Source organism: Fulvivirga maritima (assembly GCF_021389955.1).
In the GTDB taxonomy this organism is placed as follows: Bacteria; Bacteroidota; Bacteroidia; order Cytophagales; family Cyclobacteriaceae; genus Fulvivirga; species Fulvivirga maritima.
Window position 1 is genome coordinate 2,477,643 of sequence record NZ_CP089980.1, and the last position, 19,886, is coordinate 2,497,528.

18 protein-coding genes are annotated in these 19,886 nt (G+C 38.1%); 14 read left to right on the forward strand and 4 right to left on the reverse strand.

The features are described 5' to 3' along the window. Positions 1-15: 15 nt before the first annotated feature. Positions 16-720 (reverse strand): UMP kinase, encoded by a 705-nt coding sequence (pyrH, locus tag LVD15_RS10490; protein ID WP_233780272.1) that lies wholly within the window; start codon positions 718-720, stop codon positions 16-18. 78 nt (positions 721-798) lie between these two features. Beyond that, positions 799-1,293, reverse strand: coding sequence for an acyl-CoA carboxylase biotin carboxyl carrier protein subunit (locus LVD15_RS10495; RefSeq protein ID WP_233780274.1), 495 nt, complete (start codon positions 1,291-1,293; stop codon positions 799-801). A 374-nt stretch (positions 1,294-1,667) separates the two neighbouring features. Between LVD15_RS10495 and LVD15_RS10500 the strand changes: the two genes are divergently transcribed. The 9 genes from LVD15_RS10500 to rodA all read left to right on the forward strand — a co-directional run bounded on the left by LVD15_RS10500 (position 1,668) and on the right by rodA (position 12,858). After that, positions 1,668-4,112: a TonB-dependent receptor gene (locus LVD15_RS10500; RefSeq protein ID WP_233780276.1), complete on the forward strand. Its 2,445-nt coding sequence runs from the start codon at positions 1,668-1,670 to the stop codon at positions 4,110-4,112. A gap of 67 nt (positions 4,113-4,179) precedes the next feature. Continuing rightward, a complete protein-coding gene (locus LVD15_RS10505) occupies positions 4,180-5,061 on the forward strand; it encodes a geranylgeranylglycerol-phosphate geranylgeranyltransferase (RefSeq protein WP_233780278.1) in 882 nt (293 codons plus the stop codon). Between the two features lie 2 nt (positions 5,062-5,063). Next, positions 5,064-5,630, forward strand: coding sequence for a phosphoribosylglycinamide formyltransferase (gene purN, locus LVD15_RS10510; protein WP_233780280.1), 567 nt, complete (start codon positions 5,064-5,066; stop codon positions 5,628-5,630). Between the two features lie 45 nt (positions 5,631-5,675). Next, positions 5,676-7,202: a bifunctional phosphoribosylaminoimidazolecarboxamide formyltransferase/IMP cyclohydrolase gene (gene purH / locus LVD15_RS10515; RefSeq protein ID WP_233780282.1), complete on the forward strand. Its 1,527-nt coding sequence runs from the start codon at positions 5,676-5,678 to the stop codon at positions 7,200-7,202. Positions 7,203-7,287: 85 nt separating this feature from the next. Beyond that, positions 7,288-8,313: a rod shape-determining protein gene (locus LVD15_RS10520; protein WP_233780284.1), complete on the forward strand. Its 1,026-nt coding sequence runs from the start codon at positions 7,288-7,290 to the stop codon at positions 8,311-8,313. 64 nt (positions 8,314-8,377) lie between these two features. Next, complete coding sequence (gene mreC, locus LVD15_RS10525; protein ID WP_233780285.1) at positions 8,378-9,268, forward strand: rod shape-determining protein MreC; 891 nt, start codon at positions 8,378-8,380, stop codon at positions 9,266-9,268. After that, entirely contained in the window at positions 9,258-9,779 is a 522-nt protein-coding gene (locus LVD15_RS10530; protein ID WP_233780286.1) for a Rod shape-determining protein MreD, read from the forward strand. The genes mreC and LVD15_RS10530 overlap by 11 nt, the downstream gene beginning before the upstream one ends. Further along, positions 9,776-11,587 carry a penicillin-binding protein 2 gene (gene mrdA / locus LVD15_RS10535; RefSeq protein WP_233780288.1) on the forward strand — a complete coding sequence of 604 codons (1,812 nt, stop codon included), beginning with the start codon at positions 9,776-9,778 and terminating at the stop codon, positions 11,585-11,587. Before LVD15_RS10530 ends, mrdA begins: the two co-directional genes overlap by 4 nt. Next, positions 11,587-12,858 carry a rod shape-determining protein RodA gene (gene rodA, locus LVD15_RS10540; protein ID WP_233780290.1) on the forward strand — a complete coding sequence of 424 codons (1,272 nt, stop codon included), beginning with the start codon at positions 11,587-11,589 and terminating at the stop codon, positions 12,856-12,858. The genes mrdA and rodA overlap by 1 nt, the downstream gene beginning before the upstream one ends. Positions 12,859-12,936: 78 nt before the next feature. Here the strand turns inward: rodA and LVD15_RS10545 are convergent, their stop codons facing one another. Further along, positions 12,937-13,929 carry a DUF8457 domain-containing protein gene (locus LVD15_RS10545; RefSeq protein ID WP_233780292.1) on the reverse strand — a complete coding sequence of 331 codons (993 nt, stop codon included), beginning with the start codon at positions 13,927-13,929 and terminating at the stop codon, positions 12,937-12,939. Between the two features lie 49 nt (positions 13,930-13,978). Between LVD15_RS10545 and LVD15_RS10550 the strand changes: the two genes are divergently transcribed. From LVD15_RS10550 to LVD15_RS10570, 5 genes are read left to right on the forward strand one after another with little or no spacing between them, the layout of a single operon-like run. Further along, positions 13,979-14,305, forward strand: a complete 327-nt coding sequence (locus LVD15_RS10550) for a 2Fe-2S iron-sulfur cluster-binding protein (protein ID WP_233780294.1) — start codon at positions 13,979-13,981, stop codon at positions 14,303-14,305. A gap of 42 nt (positions 14,306-14,347) precedes the next feature. Beyond that, entirely contained in the window at positions 14,348-14,941 is a 594-nt protein-coding gene (locus tag LVD15_RS10555) for a thymidine kinase (protein WP_233780296.1), read from the forward strand. Further along, on the forward strand, positions 14,941-17,202 hold the full coding sequence (porZ, locus tag LVD15_RS10560) for a type IX secretion system anionic LPS delivery protein PorZ (RefSeq protein ID WP_233780298.1): 2,262 nt from the start codon (positions 14,941-14,943) through the stop codon (positions 17,200-17,202). Before LVD15_RS10555 ends, porZ begins: the two co-directional genes overlap by 1 nt. Positions 17,203-17,232: 30 nt before the next feature. Further along, the gene (gene recO, locus LVD15_RS10565; RefSeq protein WP_233780299.1) at positions 17,233-17,895 is read left to right on the forward strand and encodes a DNA repair protein RecO; all 663 of its coding nucleotides are present in this window, start codon (positions 17,233-17,235) and stop codon (positions 17,893-17,895) included. A 40-nt stretch (positions 17,896-17,935) separates the two neighbouring features. Beyond that, on the forward strand, positions 17,936-18,565 hold the full coding sequence (locus LVD15_RS10570; protein WP_233780301.1) for a hypothetical protein: 630 nt from the start codon (positions 17,936-17,938) through the stop codon (positions 18,563-18,565). A gap of 64 nt (positions 18,566-18,629) precedes the next feature. Here LVD15_RS10570 and LVD15_RS10575 read toward each other — a convergent pair whose 3' ends face one another. Beyond that, the gene (locus tag LVD15_RS10575) at positions 18,630-19,865 is read right to left on the reverse strand and encodes an NAD(P)/FAD-dependent oxidoreductase (RefSeq protein ID WP_233780303.1); all 1,236 of its coding nucleotides are present in this window, start codon (positions 19,863-19,865) and stop codon (positions 18,630-18,632) included. Positions 19,866-19,886 lie beyond the last annotated feature (21 nt).

Consider the following 19,886-nt stretch of genomic DNA (forward strand, 5'->3'; position numbering starts at 1 on the left):
AGTGTTGTTAAATGATTAATTAATAAGTGTTCCAGCGTTATCTCCTTTTACTATTTTCATAAGGTTGCCAGGCTTGTTCATGTCAAACACGATTATGGGAAGGTTGTTTTCCTGACATAGCGTAAAGGCTGTCATATCCATAATATTCAGATTCTTCTCATAAGCTTCCTGGAAGGATAACTCTGAGTATCTGGTAGCACTTGGGTCTTTTTCAGGGTCTGCAGTGTAAACGCCGTCTACGCGGGTTCCTTTTAATACTACATCGGCCTGAATTTCTATAGCTCTTAAACTGGCAGTAGAGTCTGTGGTGAAGTAAGGGTTACCAATACCCGCTCCAAAAATCACTACTCTTCCTTTTTCAAGGTGTCTTATAGCTCTTCTGCGGATAAAAGGTTCGCAAACTTGCTCCATTTTAATGCCAGACATTAGTCTTGTGTAAAGTCCGACTTTTTCCAGAGCACTTTGTAATGCCATACCATTAATAACAGTGGCTAGCATACCCATATAATCTCCTTGTACTCTCTCTATTCCTGACCCCTCAGCCTGTACACCTCTGAAAATGTTTCCTCCGCCGATTACGATGGCCACCTCAATGCCCATTTCTTTAATGGCTTTAATTTCGTTACCGTACTGTTCTAATCTTTTTGGGTCGATACCATACTGACCTGATCCCATTAGAGATTCGCCGCTAAGCTTAAGTAAAATTCTTTTGTATTTCATGAAGAATAGAAAGGTGTAATATTAGATTTAAATCACTGCAAATATAAGAGGGATAAATGAATAATTAAGACCACAGGTTTAAAATTGAACTAATACCTGGTTTTTTTCTACGCTATCTCCTTCACTTACATTTACAGCTTTAATTACACCATCTCCGGGTGCTTTTAATACATTTTCCATTTTCATGGCTTCTAATATCATTAAAGGATCTCCTTCCTTTACTTCATCGCCTTCAGAAACTTTCACCTGCAATATGAGGCCAGGCATGGGAGCTTTTACTTCATTGATGTTTTGGGCAATAGCCATGTCCATACCTAATTTTTCAAGAAGCAGATCTAACTTATCTTTTACTTCAACCTCGTATTTATGGCCATTGACTTTTAATATGACTTGTTTGGTCTTGTAGTTTACTTGTGCTACTTCTATGCGGTAGGAGATATTATCTTTGATGATGTGGTATGAATGCTCATTTACTTTAGAGAGGTCCCAGGAAAACAGTTTGTCATTAATAAGCATGTCTCCTTCTTTAAGCTGGATGTTATACTCATTATCTCCAATAATAGCTTTGTACATAAATTCATGGTTTTATCTAATCAAATATAAGTTTTATTATCAAGAGAAGAGCTATGGAAAGTATGGTATTTAGAACTATGTTATTCTTAATGAGGAGGTAGCATGAATATTATTCCTCAATTAGAAAAAATAGTAGAAGTTAAACTAAAACAAATATTGAATTTAAATGATACCTTTTAGTATAGCATTATTTTTTGAATAACTTTGTCCTCAATATAGGGGTGCCCTAATATAACGGGCTGAGATTATACCCATGATCTGAAGAAAATCAGATTGCACCTGATCCAGGTAATGCTGGCGTAGGGATGGTATGTTAAAATTAAGTTGAGAAATCCCCTGTTCTCAATGGGTTTAACAAAAAAAATAAAATAATCATGAGATTAGGTATGCTGGCAGTAATACTACTGTCTATGGCTATGCATGTGTATGGCCAAAATTCAGTGACGGGCCGCGTTACTGATAAAGAAACGGGTGAAGCTTTGCCTGGAGCTACCGTAAGGCTAAGTAACAGAGCTACGGCCACCACAAGTGAGGGGGCTTTTAGTTTTAAAGGAGTCACGAAAGGTAAATATTATATTAAGGTCACTTTTGTAGGCTATCAAAGTCAGGAGAAAACGGTAGAGGTAAGTGATAGTGATGTGAGCGTAGATATAAGTCTGACAGAAGAGACATTAGTTACTGAAGAAGTGGTGGTGTCATCTACCAGGGCTAATGAAAACACGCCTACTACTTACAGTAATTTAAGTAAAGAAGATATTGAGGAGAATAATCTGGGGCAAGACTTGCCTTATGTGCTTAATATGACTCCGTCATTGGTAACTACTTCTGATGCTGGAGCTGGCGTAGGCTATACCGGTTTGAGAATAAGAGGTTCAGATGCTACCCGCATTAATGTTACTATTAACGGAGTGCCATTAAATGACAGTGAATCTCAAGGAGTGTTTTGGGTGGATATACCAGATATTGCCTCATCTACTCAAAGCATACAAGTACAAAGAGGAGTGGGTACTTCTACAAATGGAGGAGGAGCTTTTGGCGGTACTATTAATCTGCAGACCAACTCCAGAGAAATGAAGCCTTATGCGGAACTCATTAATTCAGTGGGTTCTTACGATACCTGGCGACATACATTAGGTTTTGGCACCGGCCTTATTAAAGATCACTGGTCTTTTGATGGTAGACTTTCTAAGATTAACTCTGATGGATATGTTGACAGAGCACAATCAGATTTGGATTCTTACTATTTGTCAGGAGGTTATTATAGTGATAAGACTATGATTAAAGCCATCATGTTTGGCGGAAAAGAGCGCACTTATCAATCATGGTATGGAACACCCGAAGCGGTATTGGAAAATGACCAGGAAGGGATAGAAGAAGTGATTGCTAACAATGGAGTGACGGAGGCTGAGGCGGAAAACCTTAGAGAAGGAGGCAGGACATTTAACTGGTATTTATATGATGATCAGGTAGATGATTATCAGCAAGACCACTACCAGCTTCATATTTCTCAATCTATCTTACCCAATCTGGTAGGGAATTTTACTTTACATTATACTTATGGAAGAGGTTATTATGAAGAGTATAAAAGTGGAGAAGACTTTTCAAACTATTCACTACCGGCTTTGCAGATAGGTGATTCTGTGATTTCTACTACTGACCTGGTTAGAAGAAGATGGCTTGATAATGACTTTTACGGAGCCACTACCTCATTTGAATATGTAAATGGAGGATGGACTTTAAATTTAGGGGGAGCTTATAATGAATATAGAGGAGATCATTTTGGTGAGGTAATCTGGGCAGAATTTGCTCCCGAGATCCCTAATGATTACCGTTATTATGATAACGACGGTGTGAAAAAGGATGGCAATGTGTATTTAAAGGCTAATTATGCGTTTACTGAAAACTTGCATGCTTATGGAGACTCACAGTACCGTTCAGTAAATTATGAAATTGAAGGCGTAGATAATGATTTAAGAACACTGGATATTAGTGATAATTATAACTTTTTTAACCCAAAGGTTGGTTTTGTGTATGACCTTAATAGCAATAGTAGAGTATATGTCAGCTATAGCGTGGCTAACCGAGAGCCTGTAAGAACAGACTTCGTAGATTCACCGACTACTCCTAAGCATGAAACACTATATGATTTGGAGGCAGGGTATAAATTGGAAAACTCAGATTATCAGCTATCGGCTAACTATTATTATATGGATTATAATAATCAACTAGTGCTAACAGGTGCGCTAAATGATGTTGGTAGCTCGCTTAGAACTAATGTGGAAGACAGTTATAGAATGGGTATTGAACTGGTTGGAGCCGCTAAACTAACCAATAAGCTGTATTGGCAGCTCAATGCTACTTTTAGCCAGAATAAAATAAATAACTTCACAGAAGTACTGTATGACTATGGTCCTAACTGGGATGAATATAATGAGGTGGAAATAGAACATAAAGATACTGATATTGCTTTTTCACCTAATGTTATTGCAGGTTCTCAGCTTTCATTTCTTCCGTTTAAAGGTGTAAAACTGAGTTTGCTAAGTAAGTATGTGGGCAAACAATACCTGGATAATACTTCTAATGATAACCGGTCTATCGATGCCTATTTTGTGAATGACCTCAGAGTAACTTATACGGTGAGAACAGATTTTATAAAAGAGATCAGCTTTACGTTTCAGGTAAATAATATTTTCGAAGAGTTATATTCTGCTAATGGCTATACTTTTGGCTATGCTGCTGGTGATTATGTGGTCAGAGAAAACTACTATTACCCTCAAGCTACCCGTAATTTTATGGCTTCGCTGAGTTTAAAATTTTAATATTCTAAGTTACATTGTTTAGGAGACTATCAGAAGTTAACTTTACACTGCCAAAGTATAACTTCTGATGGTTGCTGCATTAAAACCCAAACCAAACAATTTTTCCTTTTTAGGATTCATCCAGGTTACCCGATTTTGGAACCTGCTGATCATTCTATTGGCTCAGTATTTTACTGCTGTTTTTCTCATAGATACGGAGCAGGGCCTTTTGTTTTACCTGCAAGACTATCATTTGTTTTTGCTCTCGCTTTCTTCAGTGCTTATTGCTGCTGCTGGCTATATTATTAATGATTATTATGATGTTAAAATCGATCTCATTAATAAACCTGAGCGAGTAGTAGTAGGTAAAACACTGAAAAGAAGAATAGCCATGATCTCTCATACCGTGCTAAATTTCACTGGTGTAGGGCTGGGAGTATTGCTGTCTTACAAAATCGGAGTATTTAATTTTGTGTCTGCACTACTGCTATGGCTATATTCGAATCAGCTTAAAAGAATGCCTTTTATAGGTAATGTGGTAGTAGCTTTTTTGACAGGGCTCTCCATATATATAGTAGGAGTACTTTACCATACCACAGACATTTTAGTGATATCCTATTCGCTATTTGCTTTTGCATTTACCCTTATTAGGGAAATCATAAAAGATATGGAAGACCTGAAGGGAGATGCTTCTTTTGGGTGTAAGACTTTACCGGTGGTTTATGGCCTTCGGAAAACAAAGATTGTTATATATATATTGTGTGTCATATTTTTAGTATCACTTTCTATGATGGCACATTTGCTAGTAGGCCCGGAAATGACGTATTTTTGCATAGGGTTAATTCTGCCACTAAGTGCTCTGGTTTATAAGCTATATGTTTCAGACACGGTAAAGGATTTTAACTACTTAAGTAATTATTGTAAGGTAATCATGCTATTAGGTATACTGAGCATGATATTTTTTAAATAGAAATGACAAGAATAGCCATTTTTGCTTCGGGCAATGGATCTAATGCGCAGAAGATCGCAGAGTATTTTAAAGATAGCAGCACGGTAGAGATCGTGTTAATTTTATCAAATAAAAAAGAGGCCTATGTGCTGGAGCGTGCGAATCAGTTGGGCATTCCTTCTTTTGTATTTACTAAATCTCAGTTTAATAATACCCAAGATGTGTTAGCTGAACTGAAGAAATATGATGTTGATTTTATAGTACTGGCAGGTTTCCTTTTACTCATTCCGGAATATTTGGTGGAGGCCTATCCCGAGAAAATGATAAATATACATCCGGCGCTGTTGCCAAACTATGGGGGAAAAGGTATGTATGGTGAAAAGGTGCACCAGGCGGTATGTGAAGCTAAAGAAAAGGAAACCGGAATCACTATTCATTATGTGAATAATAAATATGATGAAGGTAAAATTATATTTCAGGCTAAGGTAGCTTTAAATGAAGGAGATACGCCTGAACAGGTCGCAGAGAAGGTTCATCGATTAGAATATGAACATTATCCGAAGGTTATAGAATCGGTGATTAATAATTAGGGGAAAAATTTATAGCTTTGCAGCTTCATTTTTAAAACAGCAAATATGTCTCTCTCGAAGATAAAATCAGCTTTAATATCAGTATTTTATAAAGATAACCTGGAGCCTATCGTAAAATTACTTCATGCGAATGGTGTTCAGATTTTTTCAACAGGCGGAACTCAAAAGTTTATTGAGGATTTGGGTATAGAAGTAACGCCGGTAGAAGACCTTACTAGCTACCCTTCAATATTTGGAGGAAGAGTGAAAACTTTACACCCTAAAGTTTTCGGAGGAATTCTTCATCGTAGAGAGCTTGCAGATGATGTAGAGCAGGCTAAAGAATTTGAAATACCTTCTATAGATTTAGTAATTGTAGATCTTTATCCTTTCGAAGAAACAGTAGCCTCAGGAGCTGCCGAGCAAGACATTATAGAAAAAATAGATATTGGCGGTATTTCTTTAATTAGAGCAGCAGCTAAGAATTTCAAAGATGTACTTATAGTTTCTTCAAGAGAGCAATATACTGACGTAGAGGAGCTACTTAGTAAAAATGAGTGTGCTACTACTATTGAAGATAGAAAGAAATTTGCAGCTAAAGCATTCGATATCAGTTCTCACTATGATTCAGCTATCTTTAATTACTTTAATGCTGATGAAGAGGTGCCTAGCTTTAAGCAAAGCTTCAGAGAGAAAAAGACATTGAGATACGGAGAAAATCCTCACCAGAAAGGTGCTTTCTACGGAGATCTTTCTTCTATGCTAGAGCAGCTAAACGGAAAGGAACTTTCATATAATAACCTGGTAGATGTAGACGCAGCCTTATCATTAATTGAGGAGTTTGAAGAAGAAACTACCTTTGCTATATTAAAGCATACTAATGCATGTGGAGTGGCCACAGGAGCTGATGTAAAAGAAGCGTATCAGAGAGCGTTTGCTGCTGACACTATATCTGCTTTTGGTGGTGTACTGATAACTAATAAAACGGTAGATAAAGCTGCAGCTGAAGAGATGCATTCACTTTTCTTCGAAATATTAATAGCTCCAGCTTTTGATAATGATGCTTTAGAGGTTCTAAAACAAAAAAAGAATCGTATTTTGCTAAAGCAAACGCAAAAGTTAAAAACTACTAAGCAATTCAAAACTTTATTGAATGGCGTGGTAGAGCAAGATCGTGATTTGAAAACCGATCAGATGGAAGATCTGAAGTCAGTAACTAAAAAGCAACCTACTGAGGAGGAGAAATTGTCATTATTGTTTGCCAGTAAAGTGTGTAAGCATACCAAATCTAATACTATAGTATTGGCAAAAGATGGTCAGCTGCTGGCAAGCGGAGTAGGGCAAACCTCGAGGGTAGATGCACTTAAGCAGGCAATTGAAAAGGCTAAGTCTTTCAATTTTTCGCTTGAAGGTTCAGTAATGGCTTCTGATGCATTTTTCCCATTCCCTGATTGTGTGGAGATAGCGCATGGTGAAGGAATCAGTGCTGTAATACAGCCCGGAGGATCAATAAAAGATCAAGATTCAATAGATTTTTGTGACAATAACGATATGTCAATGGTATTTACAGGCATACGTCATTTCAAACATTAAAAAAAACTTTAATTATAAAGTTAAAAAGAAACAAATTTGTAAATTTCACGCTTTATTCATAAGCCTAACCTATTGAAGACACAACATGGGATTGTTCGATTTTTTTTCAAGTGATATAGCAATGGACCTTGGTACAGCTAACACGCTTATCATTCATAAAGATAAGATCGTGGTAGATGAACCATCTATTATTGCTATTGATAAGAATGTTAATAAGGTTTTGGCCATCGGAAGAGAGGCCATGCAGATGCACGAAAAAACCCACGAAAATATCAAAACCATCCGCCCTCTTAAAGACGGGGTGATTGCTGATTTCCATGCTGCTGAGCATATGATCAGAGGTATGATAAAAATGATTGATAGTGGTAAAAAGCTTTTTCCTGCCTCACACCGAATGGTGATCTGTATTCCTTCCGGTATTACCGAAGTAGAGAAAAGGGCGGTAAGAGACTCTGCCGAACATGCAGGAGCCAAAGAGGTATACATGATATATGAGCCTATCGCAGCAGCCATTGGTATCGGTATAGATATTGAAAGGCCTGTGGGTTCTATGATTGTAGATATAGGTGGTGGTACTACTGAAATTGCTGTAATAGCATTGAGTGGTATTGTATGTGATCAGTCAATAAGAGTAGCTGGAGATACCTTCAATAGAGATATTCTTGATTATATGAGAAGGCAGCATAACCTGCTTATAGGTGAAAGATCTGCTGAAAAAGTTAAAATAGAGGTAGGATCAGCGCTTACTGAGCTAGATGATGGTCCTGAAGATTACGAGATTAGAGGTAGAGACCTGATGACAGGTATACCTAAAGTAATTAAAATCTCATATTCAGAAATCGCCTTTGCCTTAGATAAGTCAGTATCTAAGATAGAAGAAGCCGTGCTGAAAGCACTTGAGATTTCGCCACCAGAATTATCAGCTGATATTTATGATAATGGTATACACCTAACAGGCGGAGGAGCTTTACTCCGAGGCCTTGATAAGAGATTAGCCTTAAAAACTAAACTTCCTATCCACGTGGCGGAAGATCCGTTAAGAGCGGTGGTAAGAGGTACTGGCCAGTCATTGAAGAACTTAAATTCTTTCAAAGCCGTATTAATGACCTAAGTCTGGAAGAGACTGTTTTTTTGTTGGCACTGTTTATTTTTTGATTTTGAACCAATCTGGATAAATGCAGAGACTGTTTCTGTTTCTATATCAGTATAGAGCTTTTTTAATATTCCTGTTTCTGGAAGTGATCTGTCTTTGGTTGATAGTTCAAAACAACAGTTTTCAGAGTGCAGGCTTTTTTAATTCCTCTAACAGAGTAGCAGGAAACCTATTACAGTCTTCTGATAATGTGTCTGATTATTTTAATCTCGCAGATGTAAATCAAAACCTGGCATCAGAAAATGCCAGGTTAAAACAGGAGTTGGAAGCCTTAAACTCGCGCTTAGAATATCTGGAGCTAGATACCACTTACGAAACCACAGATACTACCTTAGTTACTGACATTGACACACTTACTCAAGACAGTGTGCAGATAGAAAAGTATAAATTTCTTAGTGCTAAGGTGATTAACAAGTCCGTAAGAAACTATAACAACTACATTACTATCAATAAAGGCCGAAGTGAAGGGGTAGAACCTGATATGGCAGTTATTGGTAATGATGGTGTAGTGGGTAAAGTGAAAACGGCCTCTCAGCACTTTGCAGTTATCACATCGGTGCTGCATAGTGATTTTCAGATATCATCAAAAATTGACAAAACAGGTGATTTATGTACTGCTAAATGGCCTGGTAATGATCCTTATCATGCTGAGTTACTATTTGTGCCTCGCCATGTAGAGGTAGCCGTGGGAGATAGCATAGTTACCTCTGGCTATAATGCCATTTTTCCTGAGGGTGTACCTGTAGGAGTGGTGAGTGATGTAGAAATCACTGAAGATGCCTTATTTTATAATATCACTATTGATCTTGCCAGTAACTTTAATGAGATAGGCTATGTCTATCTGATCAAAAATAGCTTAAAAACAGAGCAGGACTCAGTACAACAAGAAGCAGAAAAATTCTATGCTCAATAAAGGGATCATAACACAAATATTTTCATTCATCCTGTATGTGCTTGTGCAGGTATTGCTTTTGAAGAACATTGTCCTTTTTGACAAGTCATTCTGTTTTTTATATATCGCTTTTTTACTTCTCATTCCTGTAGAAGCTAAGGTATTAGGGCTCATGATCGTGGGTTTTATTACTGGTATAGCTGTTGATATTTTTTATGACAGTTTGGGAATTCATGCGGCCGCTTCCGTGTTTATAATGTTTGTTAGGAATTACTGGTTAAATATGCTTACGCCACAAGGTGGGTATGATTCCGGCACGGTACCTACCATTAGCTCTAATGGTTTGAGGTGGTTTACCTCTTATGTTCTGCCACTGATTTTTTTACATCATTGTGTGCTGTTCCTGCTAGAGTCATGGGGATTTGGCCTTTTAGGTTTTACACTTACAAAAGCCTTTTTTAGTACTTGGTTCACCTTTATAGTAATGCTTATTACCCAGTATCTTTTTTATAATAAGAAAAGATCATTATGAACGAATCTCGCAAAAATATTATCCAAATGGTCGTGGTTGCCGTAGCGGTAATTTTTTTAGTGAAACTGTTTTCTATTCAGGTGCTTGATGATAAATATGCTCAGGCGGCCACCAGTAACATTATCCATAAAGTAATAGAATACCCTTATAGAGGTACTATTAGAGATAGAAATGGTAAGCTGATAGTATATAATACACCGCAGTTTGACCTTACCATTACCCCTAAAGAGGTAAGAGTACTAGATACTGCCAAGTTTTGCGACCTGTTTGAAATAACCAAAGAAGAACTTAAGACCAAGTATGCGACACTGAAGGCTGGTAAAGGCTTTTCTTATGTGAAGCCCAATCCATTTATTAAACAGTTATCAGAACGCGATCTGGCCCGCATACAAGATTATCTTATAGATTTTCCGGGCTTTGATGTACAAGCCAGAACAAGCAGAGCCTATACTTATCCTGTTTTAGCCAATGCTCTGGGGTATGTAAGTGAAATTAATAAAAGGCAACTGGATAGAGATACTGCAGACTATTACCATCAAGGTGATTATATTGGTCAAAGCGGATTAGAAGCTTACTATGAAGATCAACTAAGGGGAAAACGAGGCGTAAGGTTTAAAAAACGAAATGTACGCGGTATAGAAATGGGAGACTTTGAAGACGGTAAGTTTGATACTCTTGCTGTGCGTGGAGAAAATCTCATAACTACTATAGATATTGACTTGCAGCGTTATGGCGAAGAGCTGATGAAAGGCAAGTCAGGCAGTATTGTAGCTATAGAGCCATCTACAGGTGAGATACTTTCATTGGTTTCAGGTCCTTCATATGACCCTAATGAGCTTTCAGGTAAGGAATACAGTAAAAACTATTACCGAATTAGCTCTGATAGTTTAAAGCCTTTATTTAATAGACCGCTGATGGCTCAGTACAGGCCGGGGTCAATTTTTAAAATTATTCAGGCTATGGTAGGCCTGCAAGAAGGGGTGATAACCAAGCAGACGTACATACCTTGCATAAAATATCCTATGAACTGCCATTATCATGGCGCGGGAGAAACCTTGGTGGGAGCCATAACACACTCTTGTAATCCTTATTTTTATAATGTAATGAAGAGGATGGTGAACCAGGGCGTGTCAGAAGATCCGTTTGAAGATACCCGTATCGGTATTAAGAAATGGAATGACTATATAGAAAGCTTTGGACTGGGCTCTCCATTAGGTATAGACTTACCAAGCGAGAAAAGTGGCATGGTGCCTAGTGTGGCATATTATGACCGTGCTTACAATGGCAGGCCTTGGAAGTTCTCAAATATCTATTCTATATCAATTGGTGAAGGGGAAAATCTGGTTGTGCCTATTCAAATGGCCAATTTTGCCGCTTTGGTAGCTAATCGAGGGTATTATTATATTCCTCATTTGGTGAAATCAGTAGGAGATTCAGGAGAACCCTTACCACGATTTAAAGAAAAGCATCATACCATGGTAGATGATAAGTATTTCGATATAGCAGTAGAAGCGATGGCCAATGTTATAAAAGAAGGAACAGGACAGTACCGGGCTAAGCTTAAAGATATTGAGGTTTGCGGTAAAACAGGAACAGTTCAAAATGATCCTCTTCCTGATCACTCCGTTTTCATAGCTTTTGCTCCTCGGGATAATCCTAAGATTGCAGTATCAGTATATGTAGAGAATGCTGGTCAGGGTGCACGTGCTGCTGCGTCAATTGCTAGTCTTATGATTGAAAAATACTTGCTTGGTGGTACCGAAAGACCAAATATTGAAGCATACGTTAAAAAAGGAGATTTTCTATAGTGAGAAGAGGTGATAGCATAGTTTCAAAAATTGATTGGCTTACCATACTTTTATTTTTCGTGATTGTAATGTTGGGCTGGCTCAACATTTATGCTGCTGTTTATGATGAGAATGCTGCTCAGAATATTTTCAGTATGTCTCTCAATAGTGGTAGACAGCTTATATTCATAGGAGTAATCATTGTGCTCATAATAGTGATGCTCGTTGTAGATTTCAAGTTTTACGACACATTTGCTTACATTATATATGGCGGAGTACTCTCCCTTCTGATATTTATTCTACTTTTCGGCCGAGAAGTAGCAGGTTCCAAATCATGGTTTGAGTTGGGGGCTTTTAGGTTTCAACCTTCTGAGTTCGCCAAATTTGCTACCTGTTTGGCTGTGGCCAAATTTATAGGCACAGGCGGCTTTCGCATGGATCAGTTGAGGAATCAAATAGTGCTTTTTGCTATTATCGCAGTTCCTGCGGTGTTAATTATACTTCAGGGAGATACAGGTACAGCCTTGGTTTATTCTGTATTTATACTGGTTTTCTTCAGAGAAGGAATGGCACCTACGCTTTTAATATTAGGTGTTTCCGCAGCCATAATTTTTATACTCACCCTAATGGTTGAAAATCATATCTATCTATATGGTGGGATTTTCCTCATTGCGGCCGCCGCCATAATTTTTGGTAAAAGAACCCGCAAGCGTATTATAATGGTGTTGTTGGGCGCAGCAGTAATAGTGAGTGTTATCAAAAGTGTGGATTATGTGATTTCTGATATCCTCAAGCCGCACCAGCAAAACAGGGTTAAAGCATTTATTAACCCAGATGCAGACCCATTAGGTTTTGGCTGGAACGTGACACAATCTAAAATAGCCATTGGTAGTGGAGGTGCATTTGGTAAAGGCTTTTTGAAAGGCACACAGACTAAATTTGATTTTGTGCCGGAGCAGAGCACGGATTTTATATTTTGTACCATTGCTGAAGAGCATGGCTGGTTTGGTAGTTTTGTTATTATAGGCCTGTTTGTGAGTTTACTGCTTCGGTTGATATTCGTGGCTGAAAGACAGAAATGGCGGTTTGCTCGGGTGTATGGATATAGTGTCGCATGCATTTTATTCTTTCACTTTGCTGTTAATATTGGTATGACTATCGGCCTGTTTCCTGTAATAGGTATTCCTCTACCTATGTTTAGCTATGGAGGGTCCTCGCTCATTGGTTTTACTATACTTATATTTATTCTAGTGAAATTAGATGCTCACCGTGGTCAGGTATTGGTACACTAAGTAGAAATGATCATTAAAAAAATAAGGCTTACCTTCTGGCAAGCCTTTTATTTTTTGTAGCAACAGTAAAGCCGTTAATTAATCCAGCCTCTTGTTGATAATTTCCATAAACTCCTGAACTTCTTCACTTTCATGATCCCAGAAAGGGTATTGAGTTGCTATAAACCCTTCGGCATCACGTTTATTGTCTAGTGTTTCCAGGTAATCTATTACACTATTGAAAGTACCTTCGTTACCGTCAAAAAGCAGGTTGATAAACATAAACCTTTGGTTAATGCTAATGCTTTTTTTGATGCTTTCAATTTTTTGACTCCTGTGCATGTCGGCCAGCGTCTGTTTGTTTTCAGAATGCTGATCATTTAAAATCGGCTTCTTAGCATCAAAACGGCTGTTAATTTGAGGCTTAACTTCTGGCTCAGAATCACCGTAATATTTTGAGTTGCCATAGATTACATTTTCATCCAGAGGCACAACTTGAGAAAACTTGTCAATGTAAACATCTACATCTTCCGGGCTTTCCAGGGTTTGTTCAAAGGCCTCGCTTAATAATTGAGCAGCCTCATCTTTAGAAATTTTCTGATAACCTCTTTCTTCTGCTTGTTCTATTATGCTAAGCAGCACATTTTGGTTGATCTTAACGTACTTAGAAATTCTTTTAAGATCTTTCACCATTAAGCTTTTAGACTTAGGGTTATTAATCAGGTGCGTGTAATAATCATAAGGAGAAAATATCAGTAAGATAGTTTCTTGTGTAGCCTGCAGCAGTAGCGGCCTGAAGTTTTCCTGAGTGATAGCTATATTTCTTGAAAGGATATTCATAAACTCCTTTTGAGCTTCTTTTACTTCAGGTGCATCATAGTTAAAGTATGGACTTTGAATTTTACTTGTCTCTTTTCTCCAGGCGTTGAGCAGGTTTTTCATTACAAACAGATTGATCTGCCTGATTTCCTGGAGCTCTAATATTTGAGGGCCGGTAATGACATCGTGCTGTGAAAAATGCTCTTGCAGCAGCTGTTCACAAAACTCATTACTATATCTTTTTATACCCTCTTGGTTTAGAATGTTTTCCATACTCTTAAAAATCCCTTAATTTACATTTTGCCTTATAAAGTTAAGAAATATGCCTAAGATCGTCATCAAAAATCTTTTTGATAAGACCATAAGTGTTGTGGAAGGGGATAAATCGGTGTTGAAAATTATGCAAGAAGATTTTCAGGATTGGATGCATGCCTGTGGAGGAAAGGGCAGGTGCACTTCCTGTAAAATGATAGTGCTGGAGGGGATGCAAAACCTCTCTGAAGTGAATCAATTTGAAGATAGATATAAGGAAAAAGGGGCTCTAAAGGCCAATGAAAGGCTTGCTTGCCAGAGTATACTTGAGCAGGGTGAGATAACCATGGAGGTGCCGGATAGAAATAAATTGCCGCACTTAACTTATTCATATTAAGTGGATGAGCTAAAAATACACTTGAATTCTTAATTTTGAAGTATGTTTATAGAGCCCAACTTTGGAAAGACTAAAAGGACCGGATGGATAGAGGTTATTTGCGGATGTATGTTTTCAGGTAAAACCGAGGAATTGATCAGGCGGCTCAATAGATCCATAATCGCCCGGCAAAAAGTAGAAATTTTTAAACCTACCATAGATAAAAGGTATCATGATGAAGACGTAGTGTCTCATAATAGCACTTCTATACGGAGCACTCCGGTAGATTTTGCTAATGATATTATACTTATGGCAGGCAATAGCGATGTAGTAGGCATTGACGAAGCACAGTTTTTTGATCCTGAAATAGTAAATGTTTGTAATACACTGGCCAATAACGGTAAGCGAGTGATCGTAGCTGGGCTTGATATGGATTTTGAAGGCAAACCATTTGGGCCTATGCCTAACTTGCTGGCTATAGCTGAGTTTGTTACTAAGGTTCATGCCATATGCGCCACTACCGGAGAGTTGGCGTCGTACTCATTTCGCCTTACTGATGAGCAGGGAAAAGTATTGGTAGGAGAAAAGCAAGAATATGAAGCACGCAGCCGGGCTAGTTTTTTTGAAGGCATGAAAGACAAGCAGAATTTAAAATAATGGTAAAACAGGTACTTTTCCTGGTTGTGTTTTCGTGGCTGAGCCTAAAGGCCGCCGCACAGGATATACCCATAGGTACCTGGCGTACTCACTTTTCTTATAACAGTATTTCTCTGGTGCTAAATACTCCCGATAGAGTTTATGCTTCTCCGGGAGAGGGCCTTTTTTATTTCGATAAATCGGATAATAGTTTTAACAGAGTCTCAAAGATTGACGGACTGCAGGATAATAACATTTCTGCCCTGGGCTTTACAGCATATGAGCAGGCACTTTTGATCGGCTATGCCTCTGGTAATCTTGATGTAATTATAGATGGAGAGGTGTATAGTTTTGATTTAAATACAAACTCTCAAATAGTAGGCTCAAGGCGGATTAATGCATTTGTGGCTTATGAAAATGATGTTTATATAGCCACTGATTACGGAATTTTAAAATTCGATATTGACAAGGTTGAGGTTCAGGAAGTTTACCGTGAAATGGGGGCTGAGGCTACTCAGGTAGCTGTAAGTGATGTGATAGTTTTTGATAACCAGTTATATGTAATTACTGATCAGGGGCTACTTTCTGGCGAGATAGATGATACCATAAATTTGCTTGATTATAGAAATTGGGATAACCATACCGAAGATTTAGACATGCCGGAAAATGGTCCGGATGTAATCAGTGTGTTGAATAACGAGCTGATCATCGGCACTAATAATGAAGGTTTATTCGCATTTCGAAATAATGAGTGGGTTGCCTTAAATATATTAACCGAGCAGACTTTTAATAGTGTCTACAGTAGCGGAACTACATTGCTATTGTCTCTTGATGAGGCTTTGGCTACAATTAATGCCACAGGTAATGTCCAGTTTATATATGATGCTTTGATAGAACAGCCATCTATGGCGGTAAGTGATGGTAATAATATTTGGGTAGCTGATGCTCAAAATGGCCTTTTATCTAATAAAGAAGGTGGTTTTAGTGTATTTATGCCCAACGGACCAGTAAGTAATGAGGTTTATAAATTGGAAGAATTAAGTGGTGTAATAGTCTTGTCTCCTGGAGGCTTTAATCAATCTATGGAGTCTCAAGGCATTAACTCTGGATATTCTGTGTTTGAAAATGGCACATGGTCCACTAATTCTTTGCAAGTGGCTGGTCAGTCAATATTTAATGATGTAACCGATGTAGCCTATCGCACTACCGGAGGTAATACCACTTATTATGTATCTTCAGCAGGATATGGTATGCTGATTCAGAATGAAGATGGATCGTATGATATCTATGATGAAAATACCGAGGGGTGTACCTTAGAAAATACTACTGGCGGTGAGCATGGCACTTTGGTGCCAGCCATAGCCGCTGTTAATGAAGGTATTTGGGTACTAAATTATGGTGCAGCAAGCCCGCTGCACTTTTTTAGCTATGATAATAATTGGACTGCCTATAGTATTCCTAATGCCATAGCCAGATATGCAGAAGATCTACTGGTAGTAGGTAATAGAATATGGCTTAGAATTAATGATGACAGAGGAGGCGGTATTGTTGTTTTTGATCCGGAAACAGGAGCAAGTAGAAGCTTAAGTTCTACTGTGGGAGAAGGAGGTATAACTAATAATATTGTGAATACAATGGTACTTGATAAAAGCGGCTATGTGTGGGTAGGTACAAATGATGGTGTTTCAGTTTTCACTAATCCTGCAGCAGTAATGGAAGGCTCAGTAGATGCCGTGGAACCTATATGGGAAGGTATGAGGCTGCTATCCGGTGAGGTGGTGAATACTATAGCTGTAGATGGAGGCAATAGGAAATGGATAGGCACCAACCGCGGAGCATGGCTTTTTAATGAAGATGGAGACGAACAACTTTCATTTTTTAATGTAGAAAACAGTCCTCTTTCGTCAAATGAAATTGATCACATTGCTATTGATGGCAATACCGGAGAGGTTTTTATGGCTTCAGAAGAAGGGCTTTTGTCTTACAGAAGTACCAGTTCTGAAGCAGAAGATGCTCATGGAGAGGTGAAGGTTTTTCCGAACCCTGTTACCAGAGATTTTACTGGTATGGTAGGCATTTCAGGTTTAGCTCAAGATGCTCAGGTGAAAATAACAGATATTAGCGGAAAGCTTATTTGGCAAACCAGAGCCAATGGCGGCACCGCCTCATGGAACGTGGCTGACTACAAAGGCAACAGAGCAGAAACAGGCATTTACCTGGTTTTTAGCTCTACTGATGATGGCGAAGATGCTTATGTGGCAAAAATAGCCGTGGTTAATTAATGCAAATTTACGATAAGAGATAAGTAGGGCATGTTACACAAAACAAGAGGTGTAGTTTTTAAGTACTTTAAATATCGTGATACATCTATTATAGTTAAGGTATTTACAGAAGCTTTTGGCTTACAGACCTATATTGTAAATGGCGTAAGGAGTAAATCATCTCGCAGTAGGATTGCGCTTTACCAACCTATTACCTTATTAGATATGGTGGTGTATAAAAAAAATGCCGCTGAGATTAACCGAATTTCGGAAGTTAAATGTAATCATCCTTTCTTAACTATTTCTACCGATATCAAGAAGACGTACATAGCTATATTTCTGGCAGAAGTTTTATACAAGTGCGTGAAAGAAGAGGAAGAAGATGTGTCTGACCTTTTTAACTTCATTTTTCATTCAATAGAAATCCTCGATCATCTGGAGTCTGGGTATGAGAATTTTCATTTACAGTTTTTACTCAAGCTATCGCACTATCTGGGTTTTGGAGTAGAGTCTCCCGAAGACCATTTTCTTACTATAGATAATGAAGAGTTGAAAATCCTGACTCACCTGGTTAATAATTCTTATGAGGAACATATTAAGATGTCTAACAACTTGAGGAGAAATCTTCTGGATCATATTGTCAGGTTCTATAAGGTTCATATTGAGTCTCTTAAGGAGATAAATTCATTAAATATATTGAAGGAGGTTATTTAAGTTATTACATTTGAATATTATTAATTAACCAATTTTAAATATGAAAAAATCATACTTTCTTCTAGCGCTAACATTCATTTGTTTGGTGGCGAAAGCTCAGGATAAGCAGGAGAAACTTTTTACTTCTGAAAGAGTAGTTTGGTGTGGGTTAGATTATTCTAACGTAAAATGCATAGGTAGTGAGGGGTTTACCGATCCTGAAGACATTACTCGCAGATTTTTTGATAGCTGGAACAAGTTGATGAAAGATGAAGCCAGTAAGTATAATTTTAGAGAAGAGTATGAATTTCAAGGCTTAACTTATGACTTAAGTGTAGTAGACGAGAGAAATCAAATGCCAAATGCTGATGAGTTAGTAATTGAGAGTGATTATAAATTGCCTGAAGGGAAGCTGGAAGAGATCGTAGCTAGTTATGATCTGGAGAAAGTTGATGAAGGCCTTGGTTTAGTGTACGTAATGGAAACCTTGAATAAAAATGAAAAACGGGCCTCTATATATGTAACGTTTTTTGATATAGCCTCTAAGGAAATTATTTGGAGTAAGAAATATTATGGTGCAGCTGGAGGATTTGGATTGAGGAACTATTGGGCCAGGCCAATACTAGAAGTAATGAAAGATAGCGCAAAAGAAATAACCAAGGAAAGGAAGAAATTCATAAAAGGCAAGTGATAATACCTGCCAGTAATTCTAAGCGCTCAACAAAAAAAGATATAAAAAGGGTAAGCTCTAAGGCTTACCCTACAAGTTGTGCTAAGTTAACGAGTAATCGTTCTGGCTTAGTTACGAAAGGGTTTTCTTTGTCCCACACATAACCTGCCAGCACAGAACATATCTGTGACTTAATTTTTTCATTAGGATTTTTACTAAAGAATATTTTTTGTAAATCTCCTCTATACCACGCTTCTATAAAAGCTTTGAATACTTTGGTGCCGTCTTTAAGATGCTGAGAATAGCTTTTGTCCCAGTCTACCACATTTCCATCTAGCTCTTCAGCTACCAGTTCAGCTGCTTTTGCGCCTGACTCAGTGGCCAACGTTACGCCCGAAGAGAATACAGGATCAAGAAAGCCAGAAGCATTTCCGGTAAGCACATAGCCTTTACCATGGAGCTGCGTCACATCAGAAGAATAACCAGTTATTTTACGAGGCTCAAAGATAAATTCACTATCAGTAAATCTTTCTCTTAATGCTTTATCATTAGCTATCCACTGCCGCATTTGCTCTTCCATAGTACCTGTGGTTTTATTCATTTCCTCGGTATCTCCTACCATACCAATAGATGAGGTGCCGTCAGAAAATGGAATAATCCAACCCCAAACATTATCACTATGCACTATGATAATAATGCGCATTCGCTCTGGGCTATCAGATACCTGCTTAGGTTTTACATGACAAAAGATAGACGTACGAGAAGGTAGATCAGAAGGACGCTCTAAATCCAGTAATCTGGGTAGTACCTTGCCATAACCACTGGCATCAACTATGTGGCGGGCTTTAATATGGTATTCAGAATCTTTGTTTTTTACGGTGGTAGTAGAAGAACCATCATCTTCAAACTCCACTGCAGTAACTTCAGTTTCATAATCTAAGGCAATGCCTCTCTTTACTACTTCGTCAGCCAGCACTTTGTCAAAATCAGCTCTTTGTACCTGCCATGTCCAGCCCCAACCTTTTGTAAACTGGTTGGCAAATTCGAAATCACAATTTTCAACTTCACTAACAAACTTAGCTCCGAATTTTTTCTGGAAATGGTTAGCCTCAATGGCTTCAATCAGATTGGCCTTCTTAAAATTCTCCATACAACGAGGAAGAAGGCTTTCGCCGATCACAAAGCGTGGGAATTTTTGCTTTTCTACAATATGAACCTTATAGCCTTTTTCATGAAGAATAGAGGCTGCGACAGTTCCTGAGGGTCCGGCTCCTATAATCAGGACGTCTACTGTTTTTGTATTGGTTTCAAAATCAGACATATAATTAAAAAAATGCTATTA

What these genes read in the sequence shown, in the direction of transcription:
- pyrH (WP_233780272.1), bottom strand. Translation starts at nt 720, where the DNA reads ATGAAATACAAAAGAATTTTACTTAAGCTTAGCGGCGAATCTCTAATG.
- LVD15_RS10495 (WP_233780274.1), bottom strand. Translation starts at nt 1,293, where the DNA reads ATGTACAAAGCTATTATTGGAGATAATGAGTATAACATCCAGCTTAAA.
- LVD15_RS10500 (WP_233780276.1), top strand. Translation starts at nt 1,668, where the DNA reads ATGAGATTAGGTATGCTGGCAGTAATACTACTGTCTATGGCTATGCAT.
- LVD15_RS10505 (WP_233780278.1), top strand. Translation starts at nt 4,180, where the DNA reads ATGGTTGCTGCATTAAAACCCAAACCAAACAATTTTTCCTTTTTAGGA.
- purN (WP_233780280.1), top strand. Translation starts at nt 5,064, where the DNA reads ATGACAAGAATAGCCATTTTTGCTTCGGGCAATGGATCTAATGCGCAG.
- purH (WP_233780282.1), top strand. Translation starts at nt 5,676, where the DNA reads ATGTCTCTCTCGAAGATAAAATCAGCTTTAATATCAGTATTTTATAAA.
- LVD15_RS10520 (WP_233780284.1), top strand. Translation starts at nt 7,288, where the DNA reads ATGGGATTGTTCGATTTTTTTTCAAGTGATATAGCAATGGACCTTGGT.
- mreC (WP_233780285.1), top strand. Translation starts at nt 8,378, where the DNA reads ATGCAGAGACTGTTTCTGTTTCTATATCAGTATAGAGCTTTTTTAATA.
- LVD15_RS10530 (WP_233780286.1), top strand. Translation starts at nt 9,258, where the DNA reads ATGCTCAATAAAGGGATCATAACACAAATATTTTCATTCATCCTGTAT.
- mrdA (WP_233780288.1), top strand. Translation starts at nt 9,776, where the DNA reads ATGAACGAATCTCGCAAAAATATTATCCAAATGGTCGTGGTTGCCGTA.
- LVD15_RS10545 (WP_233780292.1), bottom strand. Translation starts at nt 13,929, where the DNA reads ATGGAAAACATTCTAAACCAAGAGGGTATAAAAAGATATAGTAATGAG.
- LVD15_RS10550 (WP_233780294.1), top strand. Translation starts at nt 13,979, where the DNA reads ATGCCTAAGATCGTCATCAAAAATCTTTTTGATAAGACCATAAGTGTT.
- LVD15_RS10555 (WP_233780296.1), top strand. Translation starts at nt 14,348, where the DNA reads ATGTTTATAGAGCCCAACTTTGGAAAGACTAAAAGGACCGGATGGATA.
- porZ (WP_233780298.1), top strand. Translation starts at nt 14,941, where the DNA reads ATGGTAAAACAGGTACTTTTCCTGGTTGTGTTTTCGTGGCTGAGCCTA.
- recO (WP_233780299.1), top strand. Translation starts at nt 17,233, where the DNA reads ATGTTACACAAAACAAGAGGTGTAGTTTTTAAGTACTTTAAATATCGT.
- LVD15_RS10570 (WP_233780301.1), top strand. Translation starts at nt 17,936, where the DNA reads ATGAAAAAATCATACTTTCTTCTAGCGCTAACATTCATTTGTTTGGTG.
- LVD15_RS10575 (WP_233780303.1), bottom strand. Translation starts at nt 19,865, where the DNA reads ATGTCTGATTTTGAAACCAATACAAAAACAGTAGACGTCCTGATTATA.